The organism is Brevibacterium pigmentatum, assembly GCF_011617465.1.
Taxonomy (GTDB): Bacteria; Actinomycetota; Actinomycetes; order Actinomycetales; family Brevibacteriaceae; genus Brevibacterium; species Brevibacterium pigmentatum.
Genome location: NZ_CP050153.1, coordinates 1,545,821 through 1,571,244, shown reverse-complemented (window position 1 = coordinate 1,571,244; position 25,424 = coordinate 1,545,821). Strand labels below are relative to the sequence as shown.

At 63.3% G+C, this 25,424-nt stretch carries 26 protein-coding genes; 11 read left to right on the top strand and 15 right to left on the bottom strand.

Features of this window, described 5'->3' with window-relative positions:
• Nucleotides 1–74 precede the first annotated feature (74 nt).
• Both GUY30_RS07120 and GUY30_RS07115 read right to left on the bottom strand, forming a co-directional pair.
• Nucleotides 75–854 (bottom strand): alpha/beta fold hydrolase, encoded by a 780-nt coding sequence (locus GUY30_RS07120; protein WP_167195571.1) that lies wholly within the window; start codon nt 852–854, stop codon nt 75–77.
• A 95-nt stretch (nt 855–949) separates the two neighbouring features.
• Nucleotides 950–1,591 carry a thymidine kinase gene (locus GUY30_RS07115; RefSeq protein ID WP_167195568.1) on the bottom strand — a complete coding sequence of 214 codons (642 nt, stop codon included), beginning with the start codon at nt 1,589–1,591 and terminating at the stop codon, nt 950–952.
• A gap of 157 nt (nt 1,592–1,748) precedes the next feature.
• Here GUY30_RS07115 and GUY30_RS07110 point away from each other — a divergent pair, with 157 nt between their 5' ends.
• From GUY30_RS07110 to GUY30_RS07100, 3 genes are all read left to right on the top strand, one after another.
• A complete protein-coding gene (locus GUY30_RS07110; RefSeq protein ID WP_167195565.1) occupies nt 1,749–3,977 on the top strand; it encodes an NADP-dependent isocitrate dehydrogenase in 2,229 nt (742 codons plus the stop codon).
• A gap of 145 nt (nt 3,978–4,122) precedes the next feature.
• The gene (locus GUY30_RS07105; protein ID WP_167195562.1) at nt 4,123–4,581 is read left to right on the top strand and encodes a LapA family protein; all 459 of its coding nucleotides are present in this window, start codon (nt 4,123–4,125) and stop codon (nt 4,579–4,581) included.
• A gap of 3 nt (nt 4,582–4,584) precedes the next feature.
• Nucleotides 4,585–5,229, top strand: a complete 645-nt coding sequence (locus GUY30_RS07100) for a 4'-phosphopantetheinyl transferase family protein (protein WP_167195559.1) — start codon at nt 4,585–4,587, stop codon at nt 5,227–5,229.
• A 160-nt stretch (nt 5,230–5,389) separates the two neighbouring features.
• Here the strand turns inward: GUY30_RS07100 and GUY30_RS07095 are convergent, their stop codons facing one another.
• On the bottom strand, nt 5,390–5,779 hold the full coding sequence (locus tag GUY30_RS07095; RefSeq protein ID WP_167195557.1) for a hypothetical protein: 390 nt from the start codon (nt 5,777–5,779) through the stop codon (nt 5,390–5,392).
• Nucleotides 5,776–7,170, bottom strand: a complete 1,395-nt coding sequence (gene pdxR / locus GUY30_RS07090; RefSeq protein WP_167195554.1) for a MocR-like pyridoxine biosynthesis transcription factor PdxR — start codon at nt 7,168–7,170, stop codon at nt 5,776–5,778. The genes GUY30_RS07095 and pdxR overlap by 4 nt, the downstream gene beginning before the upstream one ends.
• 217 nt (nt 7,171–7,387) lie before the next feature.
• Between pdxR and pdxS the strand changes: the two genes are divergently transcribed.
• From pdxS to GUY30_RS07075, 3 genes are read left to right on the top strand one after another with little or no spacing between them, the layout of a single operon-like run.
• Nucleotides 7,388–8,269: a pyridoxal 5'-phosphate synthase lyase subunit PdxS gene (gene pdxS, locus GUY30_RS07085; RefSeq protein ID WP_167195551.1), complete on the top strand. Its 882-nt coding sequence runs from the start codon at nt 7,388–7,390 to the stop codon at nt 8,267–8,269.
• The gene (pdxT, locus tag GUY30_RS07080; protein ID WP_323127778.1) at nt 8,266–8,847 is read left to right on the top strand and encodes a pyridoxal 5'-phosphate synthase glutaminase subunit PdxT; all 582 of its coding nucleotides are present in this window, start codon (nt 8,266–8,268) and stop codon (nt 8,845–8,847) included. The genes pdxS and pdxT overlap by 4 nt, the downstream gene beginning before the upstream one ends.
• Nucleotides 8,848–8,857: 10 nt before the next feature.
• On the top strand, nt 8,858–10,459 hold the full coding sequence (locus tag GUY30_RS07075; RefSeq protein ID WP_167195548.1) for a helicase HerA-like domain-containing protein: 1,602 nt from the start codon (nt 8,858–8,860) through the stop codon (nt 10,457–10,459).
• Here the strand turns inward: GUY30_RS07075 and GUY30_RS07070 are convergent.
• The 6 genes from GUY30_RS07070 to GUY30_RS07045 form a co-directional block, all read right to left on the bottom strand.
• Entirely contained in the window at nt 10,442–11,470 is a 1,029-nt protein-coding gene (locus tag GUY30_RS07070; protein ID WP_228281869.1) for a diacylglycerol/lipid kinase family protein, read from the bottom strand. The two genes, GUY30_RS07075 and GUY30_RS07070, sit on opposite strands and share 18 nt — an antisense overlap.
• A gap of 50 nt (nt 11,471–11,520) precedes the next feature.
• Complete coding sequence (locus tag GUY30_RS07065) at nt 11,521–12,630, bottom strand: winged helix DNA-binding domain-containing protein (protein WP_167195542.1); 1,110 nt, start codon at nt 12,628–12,630, stop codon at nt 11,521–11,523.
• Between the two features lie 89 nt (nt 12,631–12,719).
• Nucleotides 12,720–14,021: a carboxylesterase family protein gene (locus tag GUY30_RS07060; protein ID WP_167195539.1), complete on the bottom strand. Its 1,302-nt coding sequence runs from the start codon at nt 14,019–14,021 to the stop codon at nt 12,720–12,722.
• 9 nt (nt 14,022–14,030) lie between these two features.
• Nucleotides 14,031–14,534, bottom strand: a complete 504-nt coding sequence (locus tag GUY30_RS07055) for a phosphoribosyltransferase (protein WP_167195536.1) — start codon at nt 14,532–14,534, stop codon at nt 14,031–14,033.
• Between the two features lie 59 nt (nt 14,535–14,593).
• Nucleotides 14,594–15,061 (bottom strand): DUF2087 domain-containing protein, encoded by a 468-nt coding sequence (locus GUY30_RS07050; RefSeq protein WP_167195533.1) that lies wholly within the window; start codon nt 15,059–15,061, stop codon nt 14,594–14,596.
• Between the two features lie 198 nt (nt 15,062–15,259).
• Entirely contained in the window at nt 15,260–15,646 is a 387-nt protein-coding gene (locus tag GUY30_RS07045) for a YchJ family protein (protein ID WP_228281788.1), read from the bottom strand.
• A 53-nt stretch (nt 15,647–15,699) separates the two neighbouring features.
• Here GUY30_RS07045 and GUY30_RS07040 point away from each other — a divergent pair, with 53 nt between their 5' ends.
• From GUY30_RS07040 to GUY30_RS07020, 4 genes are all read left to right on the top strand, one after another.
• The gene (locus tag GUY30_RS07040) at nt 15,700–16,287 is read left to right on the top strand and encodes an HhH-GPD-type base excision DNA repair protein (protein ID WP_167195530.1); all 588 of its coding nucleotides are present in this window, start codon (nt 15,700–15,702) and stop codon (nt 16,285–16,287) included.
• 159 nt (nt 16,288–16,446) lie between these two features.
• On the top strand, nt 16,447–17,085 hold the full coding sequence (locus GUY30_RS07035; protein WP_167195527.1) for a hypothetical protein: 639 nt from the start codon (nt 16,447–16,449) through the stop codon (nt 17,083–17,085).
• Between the two features lie 302 nt (nt 17,086–17,387).
• Nucleotides 17,388–17,942, top strand: a complete 555-nt coding sequence (locus tag GUY30_RS07025) for a hypothetical protein (RefSeq protein WP_167195524.1) — start codon at nt 17,388–17,390, stop codon at nt 17,940–17,942.
• Nucleotides 17,943–18,030: 88 nt separating this feature from the next.
• The gene (locus GUY30_RS07020; protein WP_167195521.1) at nt 18,031–19,266 is read left to right on the top strand and encodes an NAD(P)-binding domain-containing protein; all 1,236 of its coding nucleotides are present in this window, start codon (nt 18,031–18,033) and stop codon (nt 19,264–19,266) included.
• Here GUY30_RS07020 and GUY30_RS07015 read toward each other — a convergent pair.
• The gene (locus tag GUY30_RS07015) at nt 19,236–19,898 is read right to left on the bottom strand and encodes a hypothetical protein (RefSeq protein WP_167195518.1); all 663 of its coding nucleotides are present in this window, start codon (nt 19,896–19,898) and stop codon (nt 19,236–19,238) included. The two genes, GUY30_RS07020 and GUY30_RS07015, sit on opposite strands and share 31 nt — an antisense overlap.
• A gap of 104 nt (nt 19,899–20,002) precedes the next feature.
• Here GUY30_RS07015 and GUY30_RS07010 point away from each other — a divergent pair, with 104 nt between their 5' ends.
• Complete coding sequence (locus tag GUY30_RS07010; RefSeq protein ID WP_167195515.1) at nt 20,003–20,719, top strand: PIG-L deacetylase family protein; 717 nt, start codon at nt 20,003–20,005, stop codon at nt 20,717–20,719.
• Between the two features lie 146 nt (nt 20,720–20,865).
• On the opposite strand, the gene tpx is transcribed toward GUY30_RS07010, so the two are convergent.
• From tpx to GUY30_RS06990, 4 genes are all read right to left on the bottom strand, one after another.
• The gene (gene tpx, locus GUY30_RS07005; protein WP_167195512.1) at nt 20,866–21,366 is read right to left on the bottom strand and encodes a thiol peroxidase; all 501 of its coding nucleotides are present in this window, start codon (nt 21,364–21,366) and stop codon (nt 20,866–20,868) included.
• A gap of 140 nt (nt 21,367–21,506) precedes the next feature.
• Nucleotides 21,507–23,702, bottom strand: coding sequence for a bifunctional metallophosphatase/5'-nucleotidase (locus GUY30_RS07000; protein ID WP_167195509.1), 2,196 nt, complete (start codon nt 23,700–23,702; stop codon nt 21,507–21,509).
• Between the two features lie 138 nt (nt 23,703–23,840).
• Nucleotides 23,841–24,848 carry a DUF368 domain-containing protein gene (locus GUY30_RS06995; protein ID WP_167195507.1) on the bottom strand — a complete coding sequence of 336 codons (1,008 nt, stop codon included), beginning with the start codon at nt 24,846–24,848 and terminating at the stop codon, nt 23,841–23,843.
• 44 nt (nt 24,849–24,892) lie between these two features.
• Complete coding sequence (locus tag GUY30_RS06990; protein WP_167195503.1) at nt 24,893–25,411, bottom strand: DinB family protein; 519 nt, start codon at nt 25,409–25,411, stop codon at nt 24,893–24,895.
• Between the last annotated feature and the right edge of the window lie 13 nt (nt 25,412–25,424).

Here is a 25,424-nt window from a genome sequence, read left to right as displayed (position 1 = left end):
GGTCTCTCTACCGAGAGAATCGCCCGCGCTCCGTGAGCGCATGGGTGCTTCGCGGCCCTTCGCCGCAGTGGCTCCTACAGCTGGCCGCAGAACTCCTGGATGTGGTCGACGACGATCTCGGGGTGTTCGGCCATCGGGAGGTGGGCGGAGTCCGGGATCGTGACGGAGCGTGCGTCCTCGATCTGCTCGGCCAGGGACGACATCGCCTCGGGGGTGCAGCCGGGGTCCTGGGCGCCGGCCATGACGAGCGTCGGGGTGGTGATCGAGCCGAGCTTCCCGCTCACGTCGTAGGTCTTCAGCGCCGAGGCGGCCGCCACATAAGCTTCGTCATCGACCAGTGCGAGGTCGGACAGGATGAGGTGACCCGTGGCGATGTCTTCGCCGAGAAAACCGGCGGCGAACCACCGATCAGCGGTGTCGTCGACGAGTCCGCGCGTGCCGTCGGCGCGGACCTCGCCGATGCGTTCGTCCCAGGAATCCGGGGTGCCGAACTTCTCGGCCGTCGCACAGGCGACGAGTCCGGTGAGTCTTTCGGGATGGTTGAGGGCCAAGGTCAGGCCGATCGCTCCGGAGATCGAGACTCCGCAGTAGGCGAAGGATTCCACCCCGAGCTCGGCGAGGGACTCGACGACACCGGAGGCCAGCTGATCGATCGTCACCGAGGCGGCCGCCTCGGCGAGGGAATCACCGGCGGGGAGGGTATGTCCGGGAAGATCGGTGAGGTAGATCTGGAAGTCGTCGGCCAGGCGCGCGGCCACGGACGTCCACAGGGGCATCCGGGTGCCCAGCGCGTTGCCGAAGACGAGGACGGGAGAACCGGGATTGTCGTTGAAGGCACGAACGGCGATGCGCATGGAGGCTCCTTGAGAACTGAGAGTGCGAACGGATTTCGACTGGATCGACGGAAATCGACGAACTGGATTCGACGGGGAAGCTGAGTCGGTATCGGTCAGGAGTCTGTCGTTGAAAGCCTACCGCCGGAATACTCGAGATAACAGCTCGGGCATAGTGACTCATAGGTCACGGAATTGCCGTCGATGGCGACCTGATCGCCGTCGAAGATGAACTGTCCGTCGACGAGGCGGCCGTTGAACATGGCCTTGCGACCGCAGCGACAGATCGTCTTGAGTTCCTCGAGGGTATGGGCGATCTCAAGCAGTCGCGCTGAACCGGGGAATGCCTTCGTCTGGAAGTCTGTGCGGATTCCGTAGCACATCACCGGCACCGAGGAGGCGGTCGCGATTCGCATGAGCGAATCCACTTGGACGGGGCTGAGGAACTGCGCTTCGTCGATGAGCAGGCACGCGACCGGGATCTTCGGGGCGTCGATGGATTCGATGAGGGCATCGTGGTCGACGTAGTCGGCATGTTCGGCATAGATCCGCTCCACGTCACCGTCGGCGGGGATGACGAAGTCGACCTCACGGGTGACGCCCAATCGGGACACGATCTGCGATGCGCCTTTGGTGTCGATCAGCGGCTTGGCCAGCAGAACGCGCTGGCCGCGTTCCTCGTAGTTGAAGGCCGCTTGCAGAAGAGCGGTCGACTTGCCGGAATTCATCGCTCCGTACCGGAAGTAGAGTTTGGCCACTGTCGTCCTCTTTCTGTTGTCCGTGCCGACACAGAAGACTACCGGGTGCCACCTGGGGATGTGAGCACCATCATCGGCCGGGGCCGCCTACCGAAATGGCCCAGAAGGTAGGATGGAGGGCGATAAACCCCAAGAAGATGCGGAGTGGTCCTTAACTATGGCTAAAATCATTTACACGCGCACGGATGAAGCGCCGCTTCTGGCGACGTATTCGCTCAAGCCGATCATCGAAGCCTTCGCCACGTCGGCCGGTGTCGAGGTTGAGACCAGGGACATCTCTCTCGCCGCACGCGTGCTGGCCCAGTTCAACGACCGTCTGCCCGAAGACCAGCAGGTCGGCGACGCACTCGCGGAGCTGGGCGATCTCGCCAAGACCCCCGATGCCAACATCATCAAGCTGCCCAACATCTCGGCTTCCGTCCCGCAGCTGAAGGCGACGATCACCGAACTGCAGTCCCAGGGCTACGACCTGCCCGCCTACCCGGAAGAGCCTTCGACCGCTGAGGAGAAGGACGTTCGGGCACGCTACGACAAGGTCAAGGGTTCGGCCGTCAACCCGGTGCTGCGTGAGGGCAACTCCGACCGTCGCGCTCCGCAGGCAGTGAAGAACTTCGCCAAGGCTCACCCGCATTCGATGGGCGAATGGTCGAAGGACTCGAAGACCCGCGTCGCCACCATGGGCTCGGACGACTTCCGCGCCAACGAGAAGTCCGTGATCATCGAGGCCGATGACACCCTGACGATCCGTCTGCGCACCGCAGCCGGTGACACCACGGTCCTCAAGGAGTCCCTGCCCGTCCTCGCCGGCGAGATCGTCGATTCGACGAAGATGAACGCCGCCGCCCTCGACGAATTCGTCAAGGACCAGATCGCCGCTGCCAAGGCCGACGGCGTCCTCTTCTCCGTCCACCTCAAGGCCACGATGATGAAGGTCTCCGACCCCATCCTCTTCGGTAAGGTCATCGAGGCGTTCTTCCCCGAGGTCTTCGCCGAATACGGTGACGTCCTCGCCGAGGCGGGGCTGACCTCCGACAACGGACTGGCCGCCATCCTCGCCGGACTCGACACCCTGCCCGCCGATGCGGCTGCCGGGATCAAGGCCGGTATCGAGAAGGGCCTGGCCGACGGACCCGACCTGGCCATGGTCAACTCGAACAAGGGCATCACGAACCTCCATGTGCCCTCCGACGTCATCGTCGACGCCTCGATGCCCGCGATGATCCGCGTCGGCGGCAAGATGTGGAACAAGGATGACCAGACCCAGGACACTCTGGCCGTCATCCCCGACTCCTCCTATGCCGGCGTCTATCAGACCGTCATCGAGGACTGCCAGGCCAAGGGCGCCTTCGACCCGCGGACCATGGGCACCGTTCCCAACGTCGGTCTCATGGCGCAGAAGGCCGAAGAGTACGGCAGCCACGACAAGACCTTCGAGATCCCGGAGACCGGAACCGTCGAGGTCGTCAACGCTGCCGGCGAGGTGCTCATGAGCCACGAGGTCGCCGCTGGTGACATCTGGCGCGCCTGCCAGACGAAGGACATCCCCGTCCGCGACTGGGTCAAGCTCGCCGTCACCCGTGCCCGCCTGTCCGAGACCCCCGCCGTGTTCTGGCTCGACGAGACCCGTGCCCACGACCGCAACATCACGTCGAAGGTCGAGGAGTACCTCAAGGACCACGACACCGAGGGCCTGGACATCCGCATCATGAACCCGGTGGAGGCCACTCAGTTCTCCATCGACCGCATCCGTGAGTGCAAGGACACCATCTCGGTGACCGGCAACGTGCTGCGTGACTACAACACGGACCTGTTCCCGATCCTCGAGCTCGGCACCTCGGCGAAGATGCTCTCCGTCGTTCCCCTCATCGCAGGCGGCGGACTGTTCGAGACCGGCGCCGGCGGCTCGGCACCGAAGCACGTGCAGCAGCTCGTCGAGGAGAACCACCTGCGGTGGGACTCCCTCGGTGAGTTCCTCGCCCTGGCCGAATCCTTCCGCCACGAGTTCAACGTCCACGGAAACGAGCGGGCCGGCGTGCTGGCCGACACCCTCGATGCCGCGACCGGTAAGTTCCTCGAAGAGAACAAGTCGCCGTCGCGCAAGGTCGGCGAGATCGACAACCGCGGCAGCCACTTCTACCTCACCCTCTACTGGGCGCAGGAACTGGCCGCGCAGACCTCGGACGAAGCTCTGGCCGAGGCCATCGCTCCTGTGGCGAAGGCGCTGACCGAGAAGGAGGACGCCATTGTGGCCGAACTCCTCGAGGTTCAGGGCAGCCCGGTCGACCTGGGTGGCTACTACTACCCGAACGACGAGAAGACCGAAGCCGCCATGCGTCCTTCGGCCACGCTCAATGAGATCATCTCCTCGCTGAGCAAGACCGTCTGATCAACCGTCAGACAGATGTCTGATCGACTGTCTGATCGACATCATCTGAGGACGAGCCCCGGCAGCTGCCGGGGCTCGTCTGCTCTCTGCAATCACTCTTTCCCTGTTCCCGTCCCATGGCCCCATCAGCAGATATGATGGGCCCATGAGTACTCAAGACCCGCGTGGCGATTCGCAGACGCCCGAAGAGCTCCTGTCCGAAACCGATTCAGTCCTCGGCAGCGATACTCCCGCGACGGGCGAGACCGCAGCCGTGGACAAGACCCGAGAGATGTCGCCACACGAGCAGCGTGAGCAGACACAGCCTCCGGCAGGACACACCGGTGAGCTCCCGTCGACGAAGGCCGGATCCGGAATGTCTGCGGGAATGTGGGTCTCCCTCATCCTCGGTGCCGTCATCGTCGTCCTGCTGCTCATCTTCATTCTGCAGAACAACGTCCCGGCCGAGTTCAAGTACTTCGGCTGGCAGTTCGAACTGCCCCTGGGCGTGGCGATGCTCTTCGCTGCGATCGGCGGCATCCTCATCGCCGGAATCATCGGTTCGGTGCGGATCTTCGTGCTCAACCGGAAGCTCAAGAAGATCAACAAGGCCCTGGGCCGCTGATCGATGGCTCACCACCCCAGTTTCACCGTACTGCCCACCGACCTTCCCGTGACGCTCGTCCTCGCCGACACCTCGGCTGAGGCGGCGTGGGCGCGCGAAGACGATTCCGTGCTCACTGAGCAGGAACGCAACTATGCGAAGGAATTCGACGCCGAGGCGGCCGCCACCTGGTCGGCCGGCCGTGTCGTCCTCCGCCATGTCCTCGGTGCACATCTGGAGCAGGATCCTGCTGCGATCGAGATCCGCCTCGATTCGGCGGGCAAGCCCCGCCATGACGAGTGCGAGTTCTCCGTGTCCCGGTCGCGTCGCCTCGTCCTCGTCGCTGTCTCCGACGATCCGGTCGGACTCGACATCGAAGCGGTTCCCGAGCGCGATGTCGCCCTTGAGGCGATGGAGCTGCTCCACGAAAGAGAACGGGCCGAGCTCGAAGCGCTTCCCGATGACGAATTCGCCGCCGGCTTCGTCCGCGTGTGGGCACGCACGGAGGCCTTCCTCAAGGCATTGAGCACGGGGTTGGCGCGCGACCCCGGTCTCGACTTTATCGGCGCTGGGCCGCGGCCGAACTCACCGCATCCGGATGTCGACATCCACGATCTTGAGGCCGGCATTCCCGACGGTCATATCGCCGCCATCGCGTTCAATCGCTGACCGCAGCGGTCCCGCCGATCAAGCATTGTCGCGTTCGTCTCCCCGCCGCACGCCCTAGGTGAGCAAAGTTCGCGTCGATCAAGCCCTACAGCGGATATGTGGCCGTAGACGACCGCAAATGTGCGCCAACGCTTGATCGACGGAAGTTGTGCGGCGGTGATCAGGGATTCTGCGACTCTTCTTCGCTGAAGGACGGGCCGTTCTCGCCGGTTGTGAAGACCACGGCGATGCCCAAAGATCCCACGCCCACCAGTCCGAAGAGAATCCAGGCGCCTGCGGGGTTGCCCGCAGCGGCGAGGATGAGGCCGACGACGACAGCGACGATGAGGAGTGCATCGAAGACCATCGGGAACTTCAGATAGCGCTTCTCCCCCTTGCCCACGGCATAGGAGATCTGGGTGGCGGCACTGAGGAAGAGCAGCACCAGAGCGGTGATGACCAGCCAGCGCGGGGCGAGGAAGAAGTCCTCGAGCCCGCCGAGGAAGATGAAGCCGGCCACGGCCAGCAGCAGCTTGATGATGCCGTCGACTGCAAATCCGGAACTCCTCATGACTGCATCCTACTCAACAAGGTCTTCACCTCGCCGAGGGCCTCCCGCAGCACGGGGGCCTCGACGTTCGAATGGGCGATGACGAGTCCGTGCCGGACTTCATCGCCTCCGGTCCAGCCGCGAGCCAATGAGGCAACGAGGATGCCCCGGTCGGCCAGATCACGCAGCAGACTCGCGGCCTGCACCTGAGACGTCTCGATGACGAGCGTCCGGCCGTCGTGGACGAGACCGGGGATCGGGCCGATCTCAGCCACGACCTCCTCGGCGGCCCGGAGTCGCCGCCGCCCCCGGGAGATGCGACGGCGCAGCCCACCGGAGCCCAGGTAAGAGGCGATGGCCATCTGCAGAATCGGCGAGAACGCGGGCCCGAGAGCCGTGCGCATGCTCATGAGCCTCTCCGAGATCGGTCCGCGAGCGATGACGTATCCGGTCGATACGGCCGAGGTCAGCAGAGCGGAGAAGGTGCCGATATGAACGACCTGAGCAGAGCTGCCGGTCGTCGATGCGAGGTCGAAGAGGGTCGGCAGCACGGTGCGGGTGAAGCGGGCCTCGCTGTCATAGTCGTCCTCGATGAGAATCGCATCGCCGCGGGCCGCCCAGTCCAGCAGTCGGGCGCGCTGGTCGACCGGCATCGGTGTTCCGTGTGGGAACTGGTGATTCGGTGTCACAACGGCCGCGCCGACGTCGGCCGGCGCCGATGAAGAATCGACTAGGTCGAGGGGTACGAGTTGGTAGCCGCTCATGGCCTGCCGCAGGCCCGGGAATCCCGGGTTCTCCACGGCGATGGAGCCGCTGACGCCGATGCTCAGCAGCAGCCGTAGGCCATCGCGAGACCCGCTGGTGAGGATGATTTCGTCGGGGTCGACGGCCATCCCACGAGTCAGTCGCAGGTAGTCCGCGATCGCCCAGCGAGCACGAAGTTGACCCAAAGGGTCGATCGGGCCCGGGTCGAGGTCGAGTGATTCCCTCCACGCCCGGCGAAAGGCCGGTTCGCGCAGTGGATCGTCACCGCCGAATCCCGGACGCAGATCGACATAGTTGCGCAGGCGCCGCCTCGGTGAATCCGGAACTCGATTCTTCGGGCGCACAGTTGTCGAAGCGGCGGGAAGGTCGGGGTTGATCCTCGTCGCCGAGCGCTCGGCGGTGATGAGGAATCCCTCTACGACGAGCTGCGCGTAGGCTGTCTCCACGCTGCCGCGTGAGATTCCGAGATGTTTGGCCAGTCGACGGCTTGAGGGCACTGTATCCCCCGGGCGCAGGGTCCCTTCCGAGATAAGACGGCGCAGGTCCTGAGTGAGCTGATCCGGCAGCGGAGTCGGCAGCCCCTTGTCCACGTTCACCGGCAGAGCGATTCCCTCAGCCTGGGTACCGTCTCGTGACTTCGAAACCATCAGTCGATCATAGTGCGACCGTGTCCATCTGGCCTAAAATTCTCCTAGGTATCTGGCCCTCTCGTTGAGCCACCTCTCGGTTTAGGCTGGTCTGGAACGGCCGTTCACCCCGAAGAACCATGATCCCTCCGACACCCGGCAGCAGAGCCAAATCGCTCTGTGCTGTACTCGGTGTCGCCCGGATCGACTCCGCGACAGTGAATGGACTTGCACCACAATGACCGAAACACAGACCCTCCTCAACACCGGACTGGCTCAGATGCTCAAGGGCGGCGTCATCATGGACGTCGTCAACGAAGAGCAGGCACGCATCGCCGAGGCGGCCGGTGCCTCCGCCGTGATGGCCCTCGAACGCGTCCCCGCCGACATCCGTGCCCAGGGCGGAGTCGCCCGGATGAGCGATCCCGATCTCATCGACTCGATCATCAGCGCCGTATCCATCCCCGTTATGGCCAAGGCCCGCATCGGACACTTCGTCGAAGCACAGATTCTTGAGACCCTCGGCGTCGACTACATCGACGAATCCGAGGTCCTCTCCCCCGCCGACTACGTCAACCACATCGACAAGTCCGTCTTCAAGGTGCCGTTCGTCTGTGGTGCGACCAACCTCGGCGAGGCTCTTCGCCGCATCACCGAAGGCGCCTCGATGATCCGTTCGAAGGGCGAAGCAGGCACCGGCGACGTCTCCGAGGCGATGCGCCATCTGCGCACCATCAACTCCGAGATCCGGGCACTGGGAGCCAAGAGCGAAGACGAGCTCTACGTCGCAGCCAAGGAGATCGCTGCCCCGTACCACCTGGTCAAGCAGGTCGCCAGCCTCGGACGCCTGCCCGTCGTGACCTTCGTCGCCGGCGGCATCGCCACCCCGGCCGATGCGGCGATGATGATGCAGCTCGGCGCCGACGGAGTGTTCGTCGGCTCCGGAATCTTCAAGTCCGGCAACCCGGAGGCCCGCGCGAAGGCCATCGTCGAAGCCACCACGCACTTCGATGATCCGGAGGCCATGGTCAGAGCATCCCGCGGACTCGGCGATGCGATGGTCGGCATCAACGTCGCCGATGTCGCCGCCCCGCATCGCCTGGCCGAGCGCGGCTGGTGAGAGTCGGCGTCCTCGCTCTCCAGGGAGCCTTCCGTGAGCATCTGCTCATGCTCGGTTCCCTGGGGGTCGACACTCTCAAGGTCACCCGGTCCGACCACCTCGCCGGCATCGATGCACTCATCCTGCCCGGCGGAGAGTCGACGGCCATGGTGCGCATCGCCGCCGGCACGGATCTCTACCCGACTCTCCGCGAACGCATGGCCGGTGGTCTGCCGGTCTTCGGCACCTGTGCGGGACTCATTCTCTTGGCGGACCGGCTCAGTGACGATTCGCTGGGTGGATACGATCGCCTCGGCGGGCTCGATATCACCGTGGCCCGCAACGCCTACGGTCGACAGCGGGAGTCCTTCACTGCACCGTTGACGGTGCGGGGACTGGACGAACCGGTTGCGGGCACGTTCATTCGGGCTCCGCAGATCCTCGATCTCGGGCCCGACACCGAGGTGCTCGCTTCACACGATGACACTCCCGTCCTCGTCCGGCAGGGTGCGGTCTGGGGTGCCAGCTTCCACCCGGAGTTGGGCACCGATGGACGAATCCATGCAGAATTCGTCCACCACCTCGGTGCCGCTGTGTAAAGATTGACTCATGACTGAGCAGGCATTGCAGACACTCAAAGACGGATACACCTTCGATGGGGAGACTCTCGACCTGGGGGTCGCCCTCGACGGGGAGGAACCTTCGAAGGAGACGCCGATCTCCATCCCGTTGTCCATGCTCAACCGGCACGGTCTCGTCGCCGGTGCCACGGGAACCGGCAAGACCGTGACCCTGCAGGTACTCGCCGAGCAGCTGTCCCGGGCCGGAGTGCCGGTCTTCGCCGCTGATATCAAGGGCGATCTCTCCGGCATCGGCGCCGCCGGCGTCGAATCCGACAAGCTGCGCAAGCGCCTCGATGCGGCCGGTCAGGACTGGCAGCCCAAGGACAATCCGACGGAGTTCTACACCCTCGGCGATTCGGGACTGGGCACACCTCTGCGGGCGACCGTGACGTCGTTCGGACCGATCCTGCTGTCAAAGGTCCTCGAACTCAACGACACCCAGGAGTCCGTCCTCTCGCTGGTCTTCCACTATGCCGATCAGGCGGGACTGGCGCTGCTCGACCTCTCGGATCTCAAAGCTGTTCTCACCTTCCTCACCTCCGACGAGGGCAAGGCCGACCTCGAGGGGATCGGCGGGGCGTCGAAGGCCACCGTCGGAGTCATCCTGCGCAAGATCTCCGAGCTCGCTGCCCAGGGCGGTGACGTGTTCTTCGGTGAGCCGGAGTTCGACACCGCTGATCTGCTGCGCACCGACGACAGCGGTGCGGGAATCGTCTCCGTGCTCGAGCTGCAGAAGCTCAGCCAGTCGCCGGCGCTGTTCTCCACATTCCTCATGTGGCTGCTGGCCGATCTGTTCCAGGATCTGCCGGAGGTCGGCGATCCCGACAAGCCATCGCTCGTGTTCTTCTTCGATGAGGCTCATCTGCTCTTCGCCGGTGCGTCGAAGGCCTTCCTCCAGTCGGTGACGCAGACGGTCCGACTCATCCGGTCGAAGGGTGTCGGCATCTTCTTCGTCACGCAGACTCCGAAGGATGTGCCTGAGGATGTGCTCGCACAGTTGGGTTCGCGCATTCAGCACCAGCTGCGGGCACATACACCCAACGATGCCAAGGCACTCAAGGCGACTGTGCAGACCTTCCCGAAGTCCGACTACGACCTCGAAGAGCTGCTCACATCGCTGGGCATCGGCGAAGCCGTGGTCACCGTCATGGATCCCGATGGTGCTCCGACTCCGGTGGCGCCGACGCGGATGCGGGCTCCGGAATCGAAGATGGGGCCGATGAGCGAGGACGAGATCAAAGCGGCGGTGGCGGCTTCGTCCCAGCACGAGAAGTACGGCACCGCGATCGACAACGAATCTGCTCGCGAGATCCTCGCGAAACGTCTCGAAGGCGGCTCCGAAGCTCACGCCGAGGAGCAGCGGTCGGCACCTGCCGATGCTCCCGCCGACGGTCGGGGCGGCGAGGGCTCTGCGGACAAGATCGACTTCCCGGAGGAGTCCGGTGGCTCCCGGAAGAAGTCGGCGAAGAAGGATGATGAGAACCTGTTCACCCAGGTGGTGAAGTCCTCGGCGTTCAAGCAGTTCACGCGGACCGCCGCACGCGAGATCGCGCGCGGCATCTTCGGCACTTCACGTCGTCGGCGCTGACACCAGCAGGCTTTTGCCTCCGGCGTTCACCCGCAGGTCCAAGCAGTCGCCGATGAGGTCTCCGTCGAGGTGTGCCGGCGTCGGTGATTCGACCGAGACCGTGGTTTCTGTCGTGTTGCGATAGTTCATGAGCGGGTGCGCCTGTGGTCTGCCCTGCAGGCATGCTGCGGCGATTCCTGCCCATGCTCGGCAGCGGGCGCTGAGTCGTTCAGGGAGTGGGCCGACCGTGAGCATGGAGAAGGTCTCCGCATCGATTCGTGCCTGAAGAAACACGGCGATGGGTCCTGCGGGACGGGCCACCTTCGACGCCATCACCGACCACACCGGCACCGAGGCGCTCGACTCTTCGCCCGAGGTGTCCCCTGTTCTCGATGTGTCCCCCGTACTCAAAGTGTCCGCTGTGCTCGCGGTGAAGTTCGCAGCGAAGAGGGCTCTGGCTGCGCCCCACGCATAGCCGAGCAGTCCGGGGGCGGAGTGGTGGTGGGCGATCGCCCGGGCGTCTCCCCCGATTCCTGCAAGGCTGATGAACTCGGCGCACTGCCGGCTGCCGTCGGCCCGTTGGAATTCCGCAGTACTGATCGGGACGCCGCGTGAGTTCCTCGGACCTCCTCGAATGATCGATGCCACCGTATGCACGCAGTGGTCGATTGCGTGCCGGATTGAGCGGAGGCCGATATGGCGGCTGAGCACGTTTGCGGTCCCGGTCGGGATGAGGAATGTGAGCGTTCCTGCCTCAGCGAGCACTGGGGCGCCGCTACGGATGGTGCCGTCTCCGCCGAGGATGATGACGGTCTCGGCTCCCCATTCGATGAGCTGTTCGGCTTGCCAACGACCGGAACGTTCGACACTCGTCGTCATGCTTCGATAGTGCGCGCCGGTTAGTCGCAGTTCCGGTACGAGGTCGGCGTACGCTCGCAGCGTCGCCGGATGTTTGGGGTTGAGGATGATACCAACGGCGAGTCTCCCCAGCGGCAGGGCCGGTCGGTCATCCGATTCAACCTGGCCGTCCATCGGTGTGCGCGTCCGGAGGAGTTCGTCCATTGTCGGTCGTGTCTGCGTTCTCAGGCGAAGGCCGGGTGGGTAGCGCTGACCGATTCGACGGTCTTCAGATCGACCGTTTCCCCGGGGAACGTGTCGACAAGGACTCGCGGTCCGGTCTTCCGGGGTGATCGCTTCCACGTGGCTCGTGCACGGGTGCCGGTCACCACCGTGTTCTTGAACATTCCGTTGCCTCCGGGCACAACGAGTTTTTCGTGGGCGGGGTCGAGTGTGGCGCTGCGGTCCTTGTATCCGAGGATCATCTCGTCGAAACCCGGCAACAGCATGGTCTCCCGTGCCCCAGCCTCCCATTCGGTCAGTCGGTCTTCCAGGTCGGGTGCGTGCACGTAGTCAACGCCGTCGATGTCGGTGCTCACGATCTCTCCGGAGTCGATTCCGGCTTGGATCGCCTTTCTCATCCGCGTTTTCGGCAGTCCGGTCCACCGTGTCGCGTCGTCGAGTGTCACCGGTCCGTGGCTGGTGACGAAGCGTCTCATCCATTCGTGGTCGGCCGCCTCGGCGTCCAGGTTCGTGGGTGTGGGCACCCAATCGGCGGTGAGCACGTATTTCATGTCATCTTTGCCCTCGATCAAGGGCGCTTGGACGATGATGTTCTGCAGCGCCAGGGACGTGATGAGGTACCGGGCGTGGCCGTATTCGTCTCCGGCGCCGATGGGAGCGAAGGCTTCGAGCAGCTCTTCGCGCATCAGCGGTCCCCGTTCCCGGATGGCTGCTGTGGCGAGTTCCGCTGCAGTATCGAGCATGGCGTCGGTGATGCCGAAATGCTCGCGCCGCTTGGCTGTGGCTTTCATGATCCGTGCCCCGGTGAGGCCGAGGATCCACCCGATGTCCTTGGCCGTGGTCAGATGGATGGTGCCGCGCTGGGTCCAGGAACGCACGATCTCTCCAGAATCGATGGCGGCCCGGACCGCCGCCACACCGTCAGTGACATCCGGTCCTAGGCGCAGGGCGATGGAAACCAGTGCACCGCCGAGAGCTTGAGCTTGGACGCAGCCGAGATGCTCGACGACTGCGCCGGCGGTTGAGAGGTCGGTTCCTGTCGGTGACTCGGGTGGAGGCCCGACGAGTCCCTGCGAGATCAGACGGGCTGCCGAGATCTGATGAGCGTCCATGGTCCAACGGTAGTGCACGCCGGTGACACGGCGGTTGTGAAAAGACGACAGCAGTGGAATCGCGTGTGGGGATCGAACAGTCGAACCGGTCAGCCCAGAATGTCGACGAGTCCGGGCACCCGCACGCGCGGAAGGGTGCCCGAAGTTGTGAACTCGCCCCAGATCCGGCGCAGTTCGGGACCGGCGATATCGGTGGTCGAACCATAGTCGAGGAAGGAGCTGTGCCAGATGTCGCCAGGGAAGATCAGCGGCAGGTCTCCGGAGTGGGCGGCATCGAAGAAGCTGCCGTCTCCGCGGGAGACGATGAGCAGGCGGGCACCTTGACCGCCGGACATTCGGTGGCGGTCGTAAAATTCGCGTCCGGCCCGGGTATAGACCGCCGAGGTGATTCCTGAGATGAGGGATTCGAGCATCGGGGAGGTCAGGGTGCGATTATGGAGGCGGCGCAGCGCGGGAACGAAGCCGGCGAAGAACGCCATCTCGCGTTCCGTACGGGTCATGAGCACGTCGAATTTCGGGGCGACTTCGGCCCAGGCCTCGGCGGCTTCTGATCGTGTTGGCAGGGGGTACTGGCCGTAGCGGACTCCGAAGCACATTCCGGCATGCAGTCCTCCGACGAGGGCGGCTTTATGCACTTCCTCCTGCGCCTGGAGGATGTCGTCGACGCTGGCTGCCGGATCGATCTTCTGGGCGACTCTGTTCATCGCCCAGTTCATCGCGTCCGTGCCGCCGGCCAGTCCCAGAGGGGCTGAGGCCATGAGCACCCGGTGGAAGAGTCCTTCGGTGCCCTCGGCGATCATGAGGTGAGCGCAGGCGTCTGCCCCGGCGCTCTGGCCGGCGATCGTAACATTGTCCGGGTTGCCGCCGAAGGCGGAGATATTCGACTGCACCCACCGCAGGGCGGAGATCTGGTCGAGCACTCCGAGGTTGAGGTGGTCGGCTCGACCGGTGCCGAGGTAGCCGAGGACGCCGAGTCGGTAGGTCACGGAGACGACGATGATGTTCTGCTCGGCGGCCAGGGCGTGCGGGTTGTAGATCTCCGCATCTCCGGCCCCGGCGACGTAGGCTCCACCGTGGATCCACACGAGGACGGGCAGCCCCGCCTCGGTGGTGGTGTCCTTCGGCATGGTCACGCTCACGCGCAGACAGTCTTCGCTGATGGGGAGCCCGCCGAGCTGATCGAAGGTCATTCCGGCGTTCGGGTCGCGGCGCAGCTGCGGGCTCGCCGGGCCGGGCTGACCGCCGTCGATGAAGTCCACAGGGGGTTCATCGACGGGAGGGAAGAAACGGCGGGCGCGGGCGTAGCGGATGCCTCGGGCGCGGATCACGTCGCCGACGACTTGGGCACGCACACGTCCGCACGGGGCGGCGATGTCCCGTGCCTCCTCCATACGGTCAGCTTACTTGTTGGGAACGACCGGAGGCTCGGCCGACCAAGGGAAGACGATCCACTGATCGGTGCGCTTCCACACGAAGTCCGGGTCGATGATCGATGCGGACTTCGCGTAGATGACGGCCGACTGGGCTTCCGCGCCGTGTTTGCGCAGCAGTTCGAGCACGAGGGCCAGGGTGCGGCCGGAATCGGCGACATCGTCGACGACGAGGAGCTTCTTGCCCTTGATCGCTTCGATGTCGAGCATCGGGGCGAGCAGGATGGGGTCGGGCAGGGTCTCGTGGACGTCGGTGTAGAACTCGACGTTGATGGCGTCGGAGAGCTTGAGCCCGAGGGCGTAGGCCAGAGCTCCGGCGGGCAGCAGTCCGCCGCGGGCCACGGCGATGACGATCTCGGGGTCGTAGTCGGAATCCGCGATGGTCTGCGCCATCTCACGCGCCGATTGGCCGAACATGTCCCAGCTGAGAATCTCTTTTTCGTCGAGATCGGTCGAATCGGCGTGGTAGGCCATGGATGCTCCTCGTGTCTGCCCGTTTGTGGTTCGAGCTTCAAGGATACGCTGTCGCCGGTTCAGCGCAGAAATACCTCGAGCCCCGCCATCTCCTGCGCTTGTGAACCGGTGTGGGTAGGCGGGTTCGGGTTGACCCAATACTCACCGGTGTGGGCATTGCGCTCGAGCAGGCGGTAGTCGATGAGTTCACGCCGCAGCAGAGCGAAGTCAGGATGGAATTCCCCGAGGATGGCGTTGAGCTGCTTCTCGTCGTAGACCCGGTCCGCGTCGAGGGCGGCGAGAACTTCGATGAGGACGAGCACGAGGGCGCGTCGTTTCGTCGGAACGGAGACGATGCGACCGTCGGGCATGAACGTTCTCAGTGTCTTCGCCCGAAACCGCAGTATCTGCGGATCGATGTTGGAATCGGTGCCTGATTGTGCGCTCTGGTTCTCGGCGAGCAGTGCGGTGCGGGCCGTGGTGAAGTTCTCACCGGTTTCGGTCATCCGCGCGCGAACGAGCTTCTTGAAATCCTTGTCCTTGGTCATGGTGTCGCTTCCTATGGCGACCAAGTCTCCCCCAGCACGAAACCTGGTCAGGAAATCACCGTGCCGGTTTCGTCCGAGGATTCTCTCCCCTTCGCCATGCGGTCGGTGTGCTGGGAACACGACCTCGGCTGGGCGTTGGATGCGCCGACCACCAGTATAGGCACAGCCGTCATCGGTTCTCGAAGCTGTTGCTGGTTCTCAGTTATCGAGGGCTTCGAAGTACATCCACCGTCCGGCTCGGCGGACGAAGGAGGAGTTCTCTTCGAGGACATGTTCGCCGAGGTGGTCCCGGAATCGCGCACGGAAGTGCACTGTTCCCGTGGCATCGTCCGGTCCCCCGTCCGTGGTGGACACGATCTCGAGGCCGAGCCAGGTGGTGGCGTCATCGACGCCGACGTCGTCGGGTCGGGTCTTGGCGTGCCACGTGCGAAAGAGGTGGTGGTCTTCGTTGCCGCGGACGAAGGCGGTGTAGCGGGAGCGCATGAGCGCCTCGGCGGTTGTGGGCCACGATTCGCCGTCGAGGGCCGGACGGCAGCAGTCGTCATAGTCGGTACCGGGTGTCATTCCGGAGCAGGGGCAGATCATCCCCCGATGATATCGGCAGTGGAATGCAGTGGCGGGCGTGCGAAGATGGAGTCATGACTTCACTGTTCCTGTCTGGAGATCCGAAGGCCGATGAACTCTTGGCCGAAGACCGCTTCGCTCTGCTCGTCGGAATGCTGCTCGACCAGCAGGTGACCATGGAGAGCGCCTTTGCCGGACCGGCCAAGCTGGCAGATCGACTGGGCAAGCTCGATATCGACGAGATCGCCGAGATGAACCCGGATGATTTCCTCGACATCTTCGCGCAGACCCCTGCGGTGCACCGGTTTCCGAAGTCCATGGCTGGCCGGGTGCAGAAGCTGGCGGCGGCCATTGTCGACGAGTACGACGGTAACCCCGAGGCGATCTGGACTGATGGTGACCCGAGTGGAGCCGAGGTCCTCAAAAGGCTGAAGAAGCTACCCGGTTTCGGTGATCAGAAGGCCAAGATCTTCCTGGCGCTGCTGGGCAAGCAGTTCGAACTCCAGGCTGAGGGCTGGCAGGAGGCCGCCGGTGACTACGGTGAAGCGGACGCTCGTCGTTCGATCGCCGACGTCGTCGATGACGTCACTCTGCAAGAGGTGCGTGCCTTCAAAAAGCAGCAGAAGGCTGCGGCCAAGGCGGCAAAGGCCGCGAACAAATAGCGATAGTCGCCGAGAGTTTCATGCTTCCACGCACTCGGACGTGAGTTATCCACAGATTCGACTTCGCCTGTTCTAAAAAGCGTGCCTGTCGAATAATGTAGGGAATCCGGGTGTCGGCCGATGGGGTCGCGCCGCAGTTGCAGACCACAGAGGCGTGGAATGAGAACTGGATCGTCCCGACCGCATCGTCGACCTGCCCGAATATTCGTTGCCGTTTTCTCCGCGCTGAGTTTGGTCTCGGTCGTCGGCTGTGCCGACAATTCTCCGGTAGCCGCGCCGACGTCGACCCTGCCCGCAGAGCAGCCCGACGCAGGGTCGACCGATAACCCCGCCGAGGTGGCCATCCCCGACTACGAAACCGACCTCACCCTCGATAAAGAGGAGAAGAAGGCCGTCGAGGGGGCGCTATTGGCGTTCGACGACTTCATTCAGGCCATCAATGCAGCGTATTCCGGGAAGTCCGAGGTAGCTGATGATTTTCCGAAGTTCGCATCCGGCGATGCGCTTAAGTCAATTCAGACTGAAGCCAAATCAGTAGCCTCCGATGAAGCTACCTTTGAGGGGCAAATCGAACCGTTGAAGGTCGAAGTATTTGAAGTCACGAACCTGGATGAGACAGCGAGATCTGGCTCCGTCCTAGTGAACTTTTGTGTTGACACCTCTAAGTGGTCAATGACCCCGGCAGGCCAAACTCCGACTTTGAATCCTGATGGAAAAGTGACGATGCAACACACTATTCAGCTAGATGACGAAAGCTGGAAGGTTGACCAGCAAACTCTCTGGGAACGACGTTGTTAGGAAATAGGACTTCCCACAGTATTCTTTGTTTTGCAATCGTCGCTCTTTGCCTGTTCATGTTTCCTCCGCCTGCGGAGGCGGCACCAGGTTGCACGATTGGCGACACAAGCGGGTGTGAAGCGGTGAAACCACCAGCGCCCCAGCCACCTCCTGGCGGGGGCGACTCCGGCGGCGGAGGCTCCGGAGGTGGCGGCTCTGGTGGAGGCGGCAACGGCGGCGGTGGGTCCGGGGGCGGAGGTGGCGCCGGCGGAGGAGGCGGCGGTCAGCCTGACTGCCCGACTGAAGACGTCGGTTATCTGTGTGTGAGCGAGCCCGGACCAGGTGGTGGAGGCGGCGGCGGTGGCGGGGCCCCTGCCCGACCTGATCCCCCGACCCGCATCCCGGAATCGCAGTTCCAGAACTTCGACATTCCGGCACCCACAATCTACGCCTGGCCAAAGGACTGGGCTGTCGTCGGCAAACCAGCAGCTTTCTGGACCGACACCGACGTCAGCTATATCGACATGACCCTGTTGACCTACGCGGTCCAAGTCAAAATCACCCCCGAGCGATTCAACTGGGACTTCGGCGATGGTTCAGGCACGACAACCACCGCAAAAGGCGCGAAACCACTGCCCGGCGGCACCCCGCAGATCGGACACGAATACCAAAAGTCAGGCAAAGTGTCGGCCTCGATGACCGCGACATTCAGCGGTGAGTTCTCAGTCGACGGCGGCCCTTGGCTTCCTATCGATGGTTTCGCTCACGTCGCCAGCAACGATATCGGCATTGAAGTCTACCGCTATCACCGCTACCTCGTCGACGAAGACTGCTATTCCAATCCTCGTGGACCCGACTGCGCCCAATCTGCCCGATGACGCCTTAGCTCACTGCCGAAACGGATCAGCACATCGCTCCAATCCCATCGATGGGACCGTGACGAGAGAAACCTGAAACAATGGCCCCATGGTGTGCCGAATCAACGAGCTCCTGATCGATTCTCATTGGCCTGTTGTCATCATCGGGGCAGGCCAAGCCGGACTGTCCGCAGCCCACTACCTGTGGCGCGACGGCCTCGCACCAGGCAAAGACTTCATCATCCTCGATGCCGGAGACGGACCTGGTGGAGCCTGGCGTGAGCGGTGGGACTCATTGACCCTGGGAACGACAAACCATATCTCCGACCTCCCCGGTTTCCCTCTCGGCCGTCCCGATCCGAACGTGCCCGCCTCCGAAGTCGTCTCCGACTACTACTCCCGCTTCGAGCACGAACTCGAACTCTGTGTCATCCGCCCGGCTGAAGTCGACACCGTCCGGTCCGAAGAACCAGGACAGGGACGGTTCACCATCACCGCAACGATCGACGGCGAACAGGTGACGCTCTCCTGCGACTACCTCATCAACTCAACCGGCACTTGGACTCAGCCCTACGTGCCCTTCATCCCCGGCATCGCCGACTTCGAAGGCCACCAGCTGCATACCGTGAACTTCCGCGACGTCGAGGACTTCCGCGGACTGCGCACGCTCGTCGTCGGCGGCGGAATCTCCGCCACACAGTTCCTCCTCGAACTCGCCGAGGTGACCGACACGCTCTGGGCCACACGCCGTCCCCCGAACTTCACGTCCAGAGAATTCGACGGCCAATGGGGTCTCGAAGTCGAACGCGCCGTGCGCGAACGAACTCTGTCCGGTCTGGCTCCCGCCAGCGTCGTCCGAACCACGGGGCTGCCGATCCGCAGAGAGTTCCGAGACGGAATCGACTCAGGAGTTCTGATCTCTCGAGGAATGTTCGACCGCATCCTTCCCCACAGTGTCCACTTCCCCGGGCTCGGCGACAGCGAACTGCCGACCACGGCAGAAGGCCTGGGCCCATCTGCCACCGACCATCTGGCAGTACCCGAGTCGTGGGCGCCGTTCGCCGAATCACGAGTCGAAGAGGTCGACGTGATCTTCTGGAACACCGGGTTCCGAGCAGCGCTCAAACACCTCGCGCCCTTACGTCTGCGCACACCGGATGGCGGAATCTCCATGGAGACCGAAGTCGCGGTCAAAGACGACCCACGTCTGTTCCTCGTCGGCTACGGATCGGCCAGTTCCACGGTCGGCGCCACCAGAGCGGGAAGGATAGCGGCCCGCGAACTGCTCAAACGCATGTCAGGCGGTCAACAGCCTCAGCGCAAGTCCGGAGCTGTGAGCACCTGATCGCCGAGGCGGACCGTCGGCAGCATCTGTCGGAACTGGTCCCGCGCCTCGGTGTCATCGGCTTGTGCGAGCATGTCGACGCTGATCTTGAATAGACGACCGTCGACGGACACTCCGGCTACGACGCCGAAGATCACTGACTCCTCCTTGTCGACGGCGCGCATATCGTCGGGGGCCAGCGTTCCGTGGAAGGACCAGTACTCTCCCCCGCTGAGTGATCCTGTGGACTCATTTCCCAGTGAGGATCCCGAAGTGCTGAACATCCGCTCCCGCGCTTTGTCCACCAATGCCTGTGGTGAAGATTCGTCGTCATCGAGACAGTTGACGGTGATGATCGCACCGGAAGCGGATTCATAGAGCCGATATCCGTCGTATCCGGACCCATCCGCCCAGTCGGCACTCAACGCCAGGCTGACTTCGACGGGACATTGTCCACCCAGGTCAACAGTGGTCTCACTCATGCCGTCGGGAACCGTCGGACCGGTTGCTGTCGGCGAAGGAGACTGCCCGTCGCCGATACCCACGTTCGCAGGCTTCGAACCGGCTTCATCGGAGCTGCTGACCCGGAAGGCCGAACATCCGGAGAGGGCCAGCCCCAGAACCAAAGCCACGGCCACGAGTGGTCTCTTCATCGTTGCCTGCCTTCACTCGATCGGTGGGTCTTCCATATCGTACCCAATCTTCTGATCCTCCCCGCTCCCTAGCGCAACTGAGAGCCGCCGCCTAGCCTGGAGACATGACTGAGATCCCGCTTCTCGATGACTCTGATATCGACCGTGTACTCTGCGTGGTCGCCCACCCCGACGATATGGAATACGGCGGCTCGGCCGCAGTGTCGAAATGGACCGATGAGGGCAAGGAAGTCGCCTATCTCCTGCTCACCCGTGGGGAGGCGGGAATCCGGGATATGAGCCCGGAAGAAGTGGCACCGCTGCGCGCCGAGGAACAGCGTCGGGCATGCAATATCGTCGGCGTCGACGATCTTGAAATCCTCGATTTCCAGGATGGCCTCCTGGAACCCACGCATGAGCTCCGCCGAGCGATTGCCAGGAAGATCCGCGAGTTCCGACCGAACGCAGTTGTCGTCACGACCTTCGACCTCCAGGTGCAGTGGGGCCTCAACCATGTCGACCATCGCCATGCCGGCATTGCCACCGTCGATGCGATCCGCGATGCCGACAATCCCTGGGTCTTCGCCGACCTCAAGGACGAGGGCCTCGAAGCGTGGAAGGCCGATCGGCTACTCATCAACGGTGCCCAGCCCACGCACGCCGTGGCGCTCACAGCTGCGCACGTCGACCGTGGTGTTCGGTCCCTGGAAGCTCACAAGGTCTATTTGGACGCGCTCAGCGACCATCCGGCACCGAAGGACATGATTCCGGGCATCACCACGAATGGTGGAGAACTCGCCGGTGTCGACTATGCCCTTCCGATCACCGTCGTCGATATGTGAGCACGGCGGCATGTGCTGCTTATCGGCAGCCGGGCCGCCGGCCCATACCGGCGCTCATTGCGTACAAAGAGGAACCGGTTGGGACTCGTGTGAGTCCCACCCGGTTCATTATTCACAGGTCGAGGCGTCGACCCGCGAAGAAAAGATCAGGCTCCCAGAGCTGCGATTGCCGAGTCGTAGTCGGGTTCGGTCGTGATCTCGTCAACGAGCTGCGTGTAGGTCACGGTGCCCTTCTCGTCGAGGACGACAACGGACCGGGCGAGCAGACCAGCGAGCGGGCCGTCGACCATAGTCATGCCGAAGTCTTTGCCGAACGAGCTGCGGAATCCCGATGCCGTCACAACGTTCTCAATGCCCTCGGCACCGCAGAAGCGGGCCTGAGCGAACGGAAGGTCGTTGGACACGCAGAGAACGGTGGTGTTCTCCAGGCCGGCGGCGAGTTCGTTGAACTTGCGCACCGAGGCGGCGCACACGCCCGTATCGAGGCTGGGGAAGATGTTGAGCACGACGCGCTTGCCCGAGTAGTCCTGTGAGTTCACATCACCGAGGTCGCTGCCGACGAGGCTGAAAGCTGGGGACTGCTCTCCCTTGGCTGGCAGTTCGCCGACGGTCTTCACCGGAGATCCCTGAAATGCTGTGTTGGCCATGCTTGACTCTCTCCTTCTTCAGAGCTGACTGCTGTCACCCTCACTCTACGTGAGACGGAGCTCAGGGAAACCCGGTGAACGCGGAACGGTCATCCGACGAACCGTCGGGCCGCCGCATCCCACCGGCCTCCGCCGGTCACTCAACGGCGACGACGGCGCGAGAAGACTACGAGGGCCGCACCGAGTGCGATGATGGCAGCTGCGATGCCGACGCTTGTGGCGACCTCGAGACCCGTCCGCGGCAGATCAGCCCCGCCGCCTGCGCCGGCCGCCGAGTCGTCGGCTGCACCGTCGTCAGCGTTGCCGTCCGATGCACTGCCGTCGGAAGCTCCGTTCGTCGAATCATCGTCCTCGGATGTTGCTTCTCCGGTGTCGTCCCCTCCGTCGGAGTTTCCGGCACTCCCGGACCCCGCCGCGTCGGAACTTCCACCAGCATCGGACTCATCGCCATCGGGCCCCTTCGAGTCTGCCTCTGCAGTTGCTTCGCCGGAGGTGTCAGCATCCTCGTTGTCGTTGGAATCGTCGTCTCCGCCGGGTGCACGGCTGCTGGTGACGACCTGCCAATTCTCATCGAAGAAGTCGGCTGGGTCGACGATCTGCTTCGCCTCAGCCCAGTCGATGAGTGCCTGGCGCACCTCGACCTGTTCGTTGTAGACCTCGTTGAGTCCGTCGACCGGGTAGCCGCCTCCCCCGGACTGGCGGTAGTTGTTGATGGCGAGGATGAAGCGATCGTCGTCTCCGACCTCGCTGCCGTCGGCCTGTTTGAGGTTTTCGATCCTCTCACCTGTCGGTTTGGAGACATTGATGTCGTAGTCGATTCCGGCAAGAGCGTCATAGTTGTAATCCGGAATCGGAGATTCCAAGACTTCGTCGATCGCGTTGGTGCCGTCGACCGGGTCGAATTCGGCGCCCTCTTCGGTCTGTTTGAAGTAGCGTGCCGAGTACTCGAGGTAGTCGCGCAGTTGGGCGCCGTTGATCTCGACGCCTGCCAGGGTGTTGTCATAGACATAGAGCCCGGCCACATCGCGGATCGTGATGTCCCCGGCGGGGAACTCCGCCGTGCGGCTGAAAGGCGATGCCTGCGAGATCACGGGGAGGTCCTCATAGTCCGTCCCCTGCAGACCTTCTTCCACCGTCTCCGTCTGTACGTGCGAGATGAAGTCGAGGATCGCAGTGTCCTCGTAGTACGAAGTCTTCGCCGAAAGCGTTTCGGTCACCGAGCCGATCTTCGTGTTCACGTAGTCGATTGTGGTCCGGTGCTGCTCCTCGACGAGATCCTTGATCTCCTGATCCTCAGCGACGTCGCCCTGGGTGACGAGAGCGTCCGCGTGCGGCTCGGTCTCGCCCCAGTCGACGTGATGGGTGTCGAGGTTGATCGGCAGTCCCACCTCGGAGACCGAACGCGCCCAGTAGTTCGGTTGAGTGATGAGCACTTGGCTGCCGTCGTCACGGTTGACGACTTGGCTGGGTTCGTTCTGATGAGTATGGCCGGCAACGAGGACATCGACTCCAGGCACCTTCGCCACCGAAATGCTGACGTTCTCCTGCAGCTGGTCAGGATCCCAGCTCTGACCTTTCGGATCTTTGCCCGAATGGGAGAGCACGACGATGACGTCGGCGCCCTTCTGCTTCATCTCCGGCACATACTTCTGCGCCGTCTCCACGGGATCGTCGAAGTGCACCTTTCCGGACAGGTTGTTCTTGTCCCAGATTCGGCTGCCGGGAGTCGTCACGCCGAGGACGCCGACGGTGATCGTCTCACCATCGACCTGCTTGTCGACCAGCGCGTACGGGTCCAGATGGGTCTGGCCTTCCGCATCGTCGATGACATTGGCGCCGAGCAGAGGGAAGTCGACTTGGTCGCGGTAGGTGGACAGCAGGTCGAGGCCGTAGTTGAACTCGTGGTTGCCGACGACCTGGGCGTCGTACCCCAGATGATTGTAGGTCTTGGCCAGCGGGTGCGTTTGGCCGCTCGTCGTGATCGGCTCCTGCTTGGCGTAGTAGTAGGCCAATGGGTTGCCTTGGATGGTGTCGCCATTGTCGACGAGGAGCACGGACTCGGCCCCCTTGTCTTCGCGTATTCCCTTGATGAGCGTCGAGGCGCGGGTCATACCCAGCTCCTCCCCTGCCGGATAGGGCTTGTTCGCGAAGTAGTCCCAGTTGAGGACGTTGCCGTGAACATCGGTCGTCGCCAACAGAGTCAGTTCCCCGGTCTTCGCCGCTTGAGAGTCGGCGGGGGCGTCGGCACTGCCGAGGCCGGTCGCGGAGGCGGCCGTGGGTCCGGTGATGATGAGAGCGAGAGCGAGTGAGGACGAGGTCAGGGTGCGCAGGCGCATGTGTCTCCAGAGAACTGATCAACGAGTAAGAAAGTGATTCAACTCTCTTACCCTAGTGGGCGCTGACCGTTTTCTGAATGGACCTTGAGAGAAATTTGAACAAACTCGGTTGCGCTCACACGTCGTACTCGGTTGCGCTCACACCTCGGAGGAATCGGTGCCTTTCGCATGATCCTTCGACGCCGCAAATTTCGCCTCGACGACGATGAGGATGACGACTACGGCCGCCCCAAGGCAGGCGAGCAGGATCGGACCGAGTACCGGATCGACGGGGGCCAGCAGGCCGCCCGCTCCGTGTTCTTCGCCGTCGGCGCCCACCTCTGCAGATGACTGCCACGGCCAGAGCGCGCGGAGGGAACCGAACATCAGTCCTGCCATGACGATGAGGGTCCACCACCGGTGGTTGTGCAGGAAGTATTTGAGAATGTTGACGAAGACCGCCAGGCCGAGGATCGCGCCGAGCATGAAGATTCCGAGGTACCCGAAATCGCGGGAGTCGACGGCCCGCAGAGTGGTCGAGTACATACCCACTGCCAGCAGGAAGAACGATCCGGACACTCCGGGAACGACGAGTGCGCAGATGGCGATCGACGCGACGAAGAAGACGGCGATCAGAGGTGGGTTCTCCACATCGGCCCCACCGGCCAGACTCGTCATCCAGAATGCGAGGGCAGCAGCGGCAATGAAGGCCAGAACGCCGAGGAGCACGGGCTGCCGTAAGGAACGGGCCGGCAACATCCTCAATGGCACCGCGATGCTCGCGGCGACGAGGCCGAAGAACAGCCCGCGGGAGAGCTCAGGGTTGCCCGTGACGAAGGATTCCATGACACCGGCGATGGTGAAGACGGCCGCTGCCATCCCCAAGAGAACCGGGATGACGAGGAACCAGTCGGTGCGCCGCAGTTCCGCCAGTGCTCCCGCAACACGGTTCGGTCCCGTCACCAAGGTCTTCGCCGCCGAAACGACGTGGGCTGCGGAGTCGATGAGCTGGTCGTAGACTCCGGTGACCAAGGCGATGGTTCCGCCGGAGACCCCGGGAACGAGTTCGGCGCTCCCGATGAGGAATCCGCGGATCAGGTCGAGCGGAAGGAGCGCTTTGGAGCGCTTCGGCGCAGTGTCGGTATCGGTCGGCGGGGTGTGCGTCATATCATCCACCCTATTTGATCGACCCGCAGCTGCCGCCGTGCGACTCAGTCGCCGATCTCACCGTCGATGTCTTCGCGGAGGATGTCCGCGTGACCGGCATGCCGGGCATATTCCTCAATGAGGTGGATGAGGATCCACCGGACGTTGAACTTCTCTCCGCTGCTGTCTCCACGCTCGGTGAGGGTGTCCAGGTCGGTCACCTCGGCGAGGATCGCACGGGATTTCTCACATGCCTGCTCGTGGGCAGCCAGCAGCTCGTCTGCGGTCATCCCTGAAGCGGATTCGAAATCCCAATCGCGGTCGCTGTTCCAGTCGACGCTCGACCACGGCTCCCCCAACTCCCTGCCTTGCAGCACTTCGACGAACCAGCTCTCCTCGACGAGTGTGAGATGGCGAAGGATGCCACCGATCGTCAGCGACGATGAAGCGACGGTGTGGTTGAGCTGTTCCGGCGTCAGCCCATCGACCTTGCGTCTGACCACCTGTCGAAAGTACTCGACGAAATCTTCGAGCCCACGTCGTTCGTTCGGGGCATTGCTCGGATCGGTCAATGGCAGGGTCATGCTGAGCCTCTCT

What these genes read in the sequence shown, in the direction of transcription:
- GUY30_RS07120 (WP_167195571.1), bottom strand. Translation starts at nt 854, where the DNA reads ATGCGCATCGCCGTTCGTGCCTTCAACGACAATCCCGGTTCTCCCGTC.
- GUY30_RS07110 (WP_167195565.1), top strand. Translation starts at nt 1,749, where the DNA reads ATGGCTAAAATCATTTACACGCGCACGGATGAAGCGCCGCTTCTGGCG.
- GUY30_RS07105 (WP_167195562.1), top strand. Translation starts at nt 4,123, where the DNA reads ATGAGTACTCAAGACCCGCGTGGCGATTCGCAGACGCCCGAAGAGCTC.
- GUY30_RS07100 (WP_167195559.1), top strand. Translation starts at nt 4,585, where the DNA reads ATGGCTCACCACCCCAGTTTCACCGTACTGCCCACCGACCTTCCCGTG.
- GUY30_RS07095 (WP_167195557.1), bottom strand. Translation starts at nt 5,779, where the DNA reads ATGAGGAGTTCCGGATTTGCAGTCGACGGCATCATCAAGCTGCTGCTG.
- pdxR (WP_167195554.1), bottom strand. Translation starts at nt 7,170, where the DNA reads ATGGTTTCGAAGTCACGAGACGGTACCCAGGCTGAGGGAATCGCTCTG.
- pdxS (WP_167195551.1), top strand. Translation starts at nt 7,388, where the DNA reads ATGACCGAAACACAGACCCTCCTCAACACCGGACTGGCTCAGATGCTC.
- GUY30_RS07075 (WP_167195548.1), top strand. Translation starts at nt 8,858, where the DNA reads ATGACTGAGCAGGCATTGCAGACACTCAAAGACGGATACACCTTCGAT.
- GUY30_RS07070 (WP_228281869.1), bottom strand. Translation starts at nt 11,470, where the DNA reads ATGGACGGCCAGGTTGAATCGGATGACCGACCGGCCCTGCCGCTGGGG.
- GUY30_RS07065 (WP_167195542.1), bottom strand. Translation starts at nt 12,630, where the DNA reads ATGGACGCTCATCAGATCTCGGCAGCCCGTCTGATCTCGCAGGGACTC.
- GUY30_RS07060 (WP_167195539.1), bottom strand. Translation starts at nt 14,021, where the DNA reads ATGGAGGAGGCACGGGACATCGCCGCCCCGTGCGGACGTGTGCGTGCC.
- GUY30_RS07055 (WP_167195536.1), bottom strand. Translation starts at nt 14,534, where the DNA reads ATGGCCTACCACGCCGATTCGACCGATCTCGACGAAAAAGAGATTCTC.
- GUY30_RS07050 (WP_167195533.1), bottom strand. Translation starts at nt 15,061, where the DNA reads ATGACCAAGGACAAGGATTTCAAGAAGCTCGTTCGCGCGCGGATGACC.
- GUY30_RS07045 (WP_228281788.1), bottom strand. Translation starts at nt 15,646, where the DNA reads ATGATCTGCCCCTGCTCCGGAATGACACCCGGTACCGACTATGACGAC.
- GUY30_RS07040 (WP_167195530.1), top strand. Translation starts at nt 15,700, where the DNA reads ATGACTTCACTGTTCCTGTCTGGAGATCCGAAGGCCGATGAACTCTTG.
- GUY30_RS07035 (WP_167195527.1), top strand. Translation starts at nt 16,447, where the DNA reads ATGAGAACTGGATCGTCCCGACCGCATCGTCGACCTGCCCGAATATTC.
- GUY30_RS07020 (WP_167195521.1), top strand. Translation starts at nt 18,031, where the DNA reads ATGGTGTGCCGAATCAACGAGCTCCTGATCGATTCTCATTGGCCTGTT.
- GUY30_RS07015 (WP_167195518.1), bottom strand. Translation starts at nt 19,898, where the DNA reads ATGAAGAGACCACTCGTGGCCGTGGCTTTGGTTCTGGGGCTGGCCCTC.
- GUY30_RS07010 (WP_167195515.1), top strand. Translation starts at nt 20,003, where the DNA reads ATGACTGAGATCCCGCTTCTCGATGACTCTGATATCGACCGTGTACTC.
- tpx (WP_167195512.1), bottom strand. Translation starts at nt 21,366, where the DNA reads ATGGCCAACACAGCATTTCAGGGATCTCCGGTGAAGACCGTCGGCGAA.
- GUY30_RS07000 (WP_167195509.1), bottom strand. Translation starts at nt 23,702, where the DNA reads ATGCGCCTGCGCACCCTGACCTCGTCCTCACTCGCTCTCGCTCTCATC.
- GUY30_RS06995 (WP_167195507.1), bottom strand. Translation starts at nt 24,848, where the DNA reads ATGACGCACACCCCGCCGACCGATACCGACACTGCGCCGAAGCGCTCC.
- GUY30_RS06990 (WP_167195503.1), bottom strand. Translation starts at nt 25,411, where the DNA reads ATGACCCTGCCATTGACCGATCCGAGCAATGCCCCGAACGAACGACGT.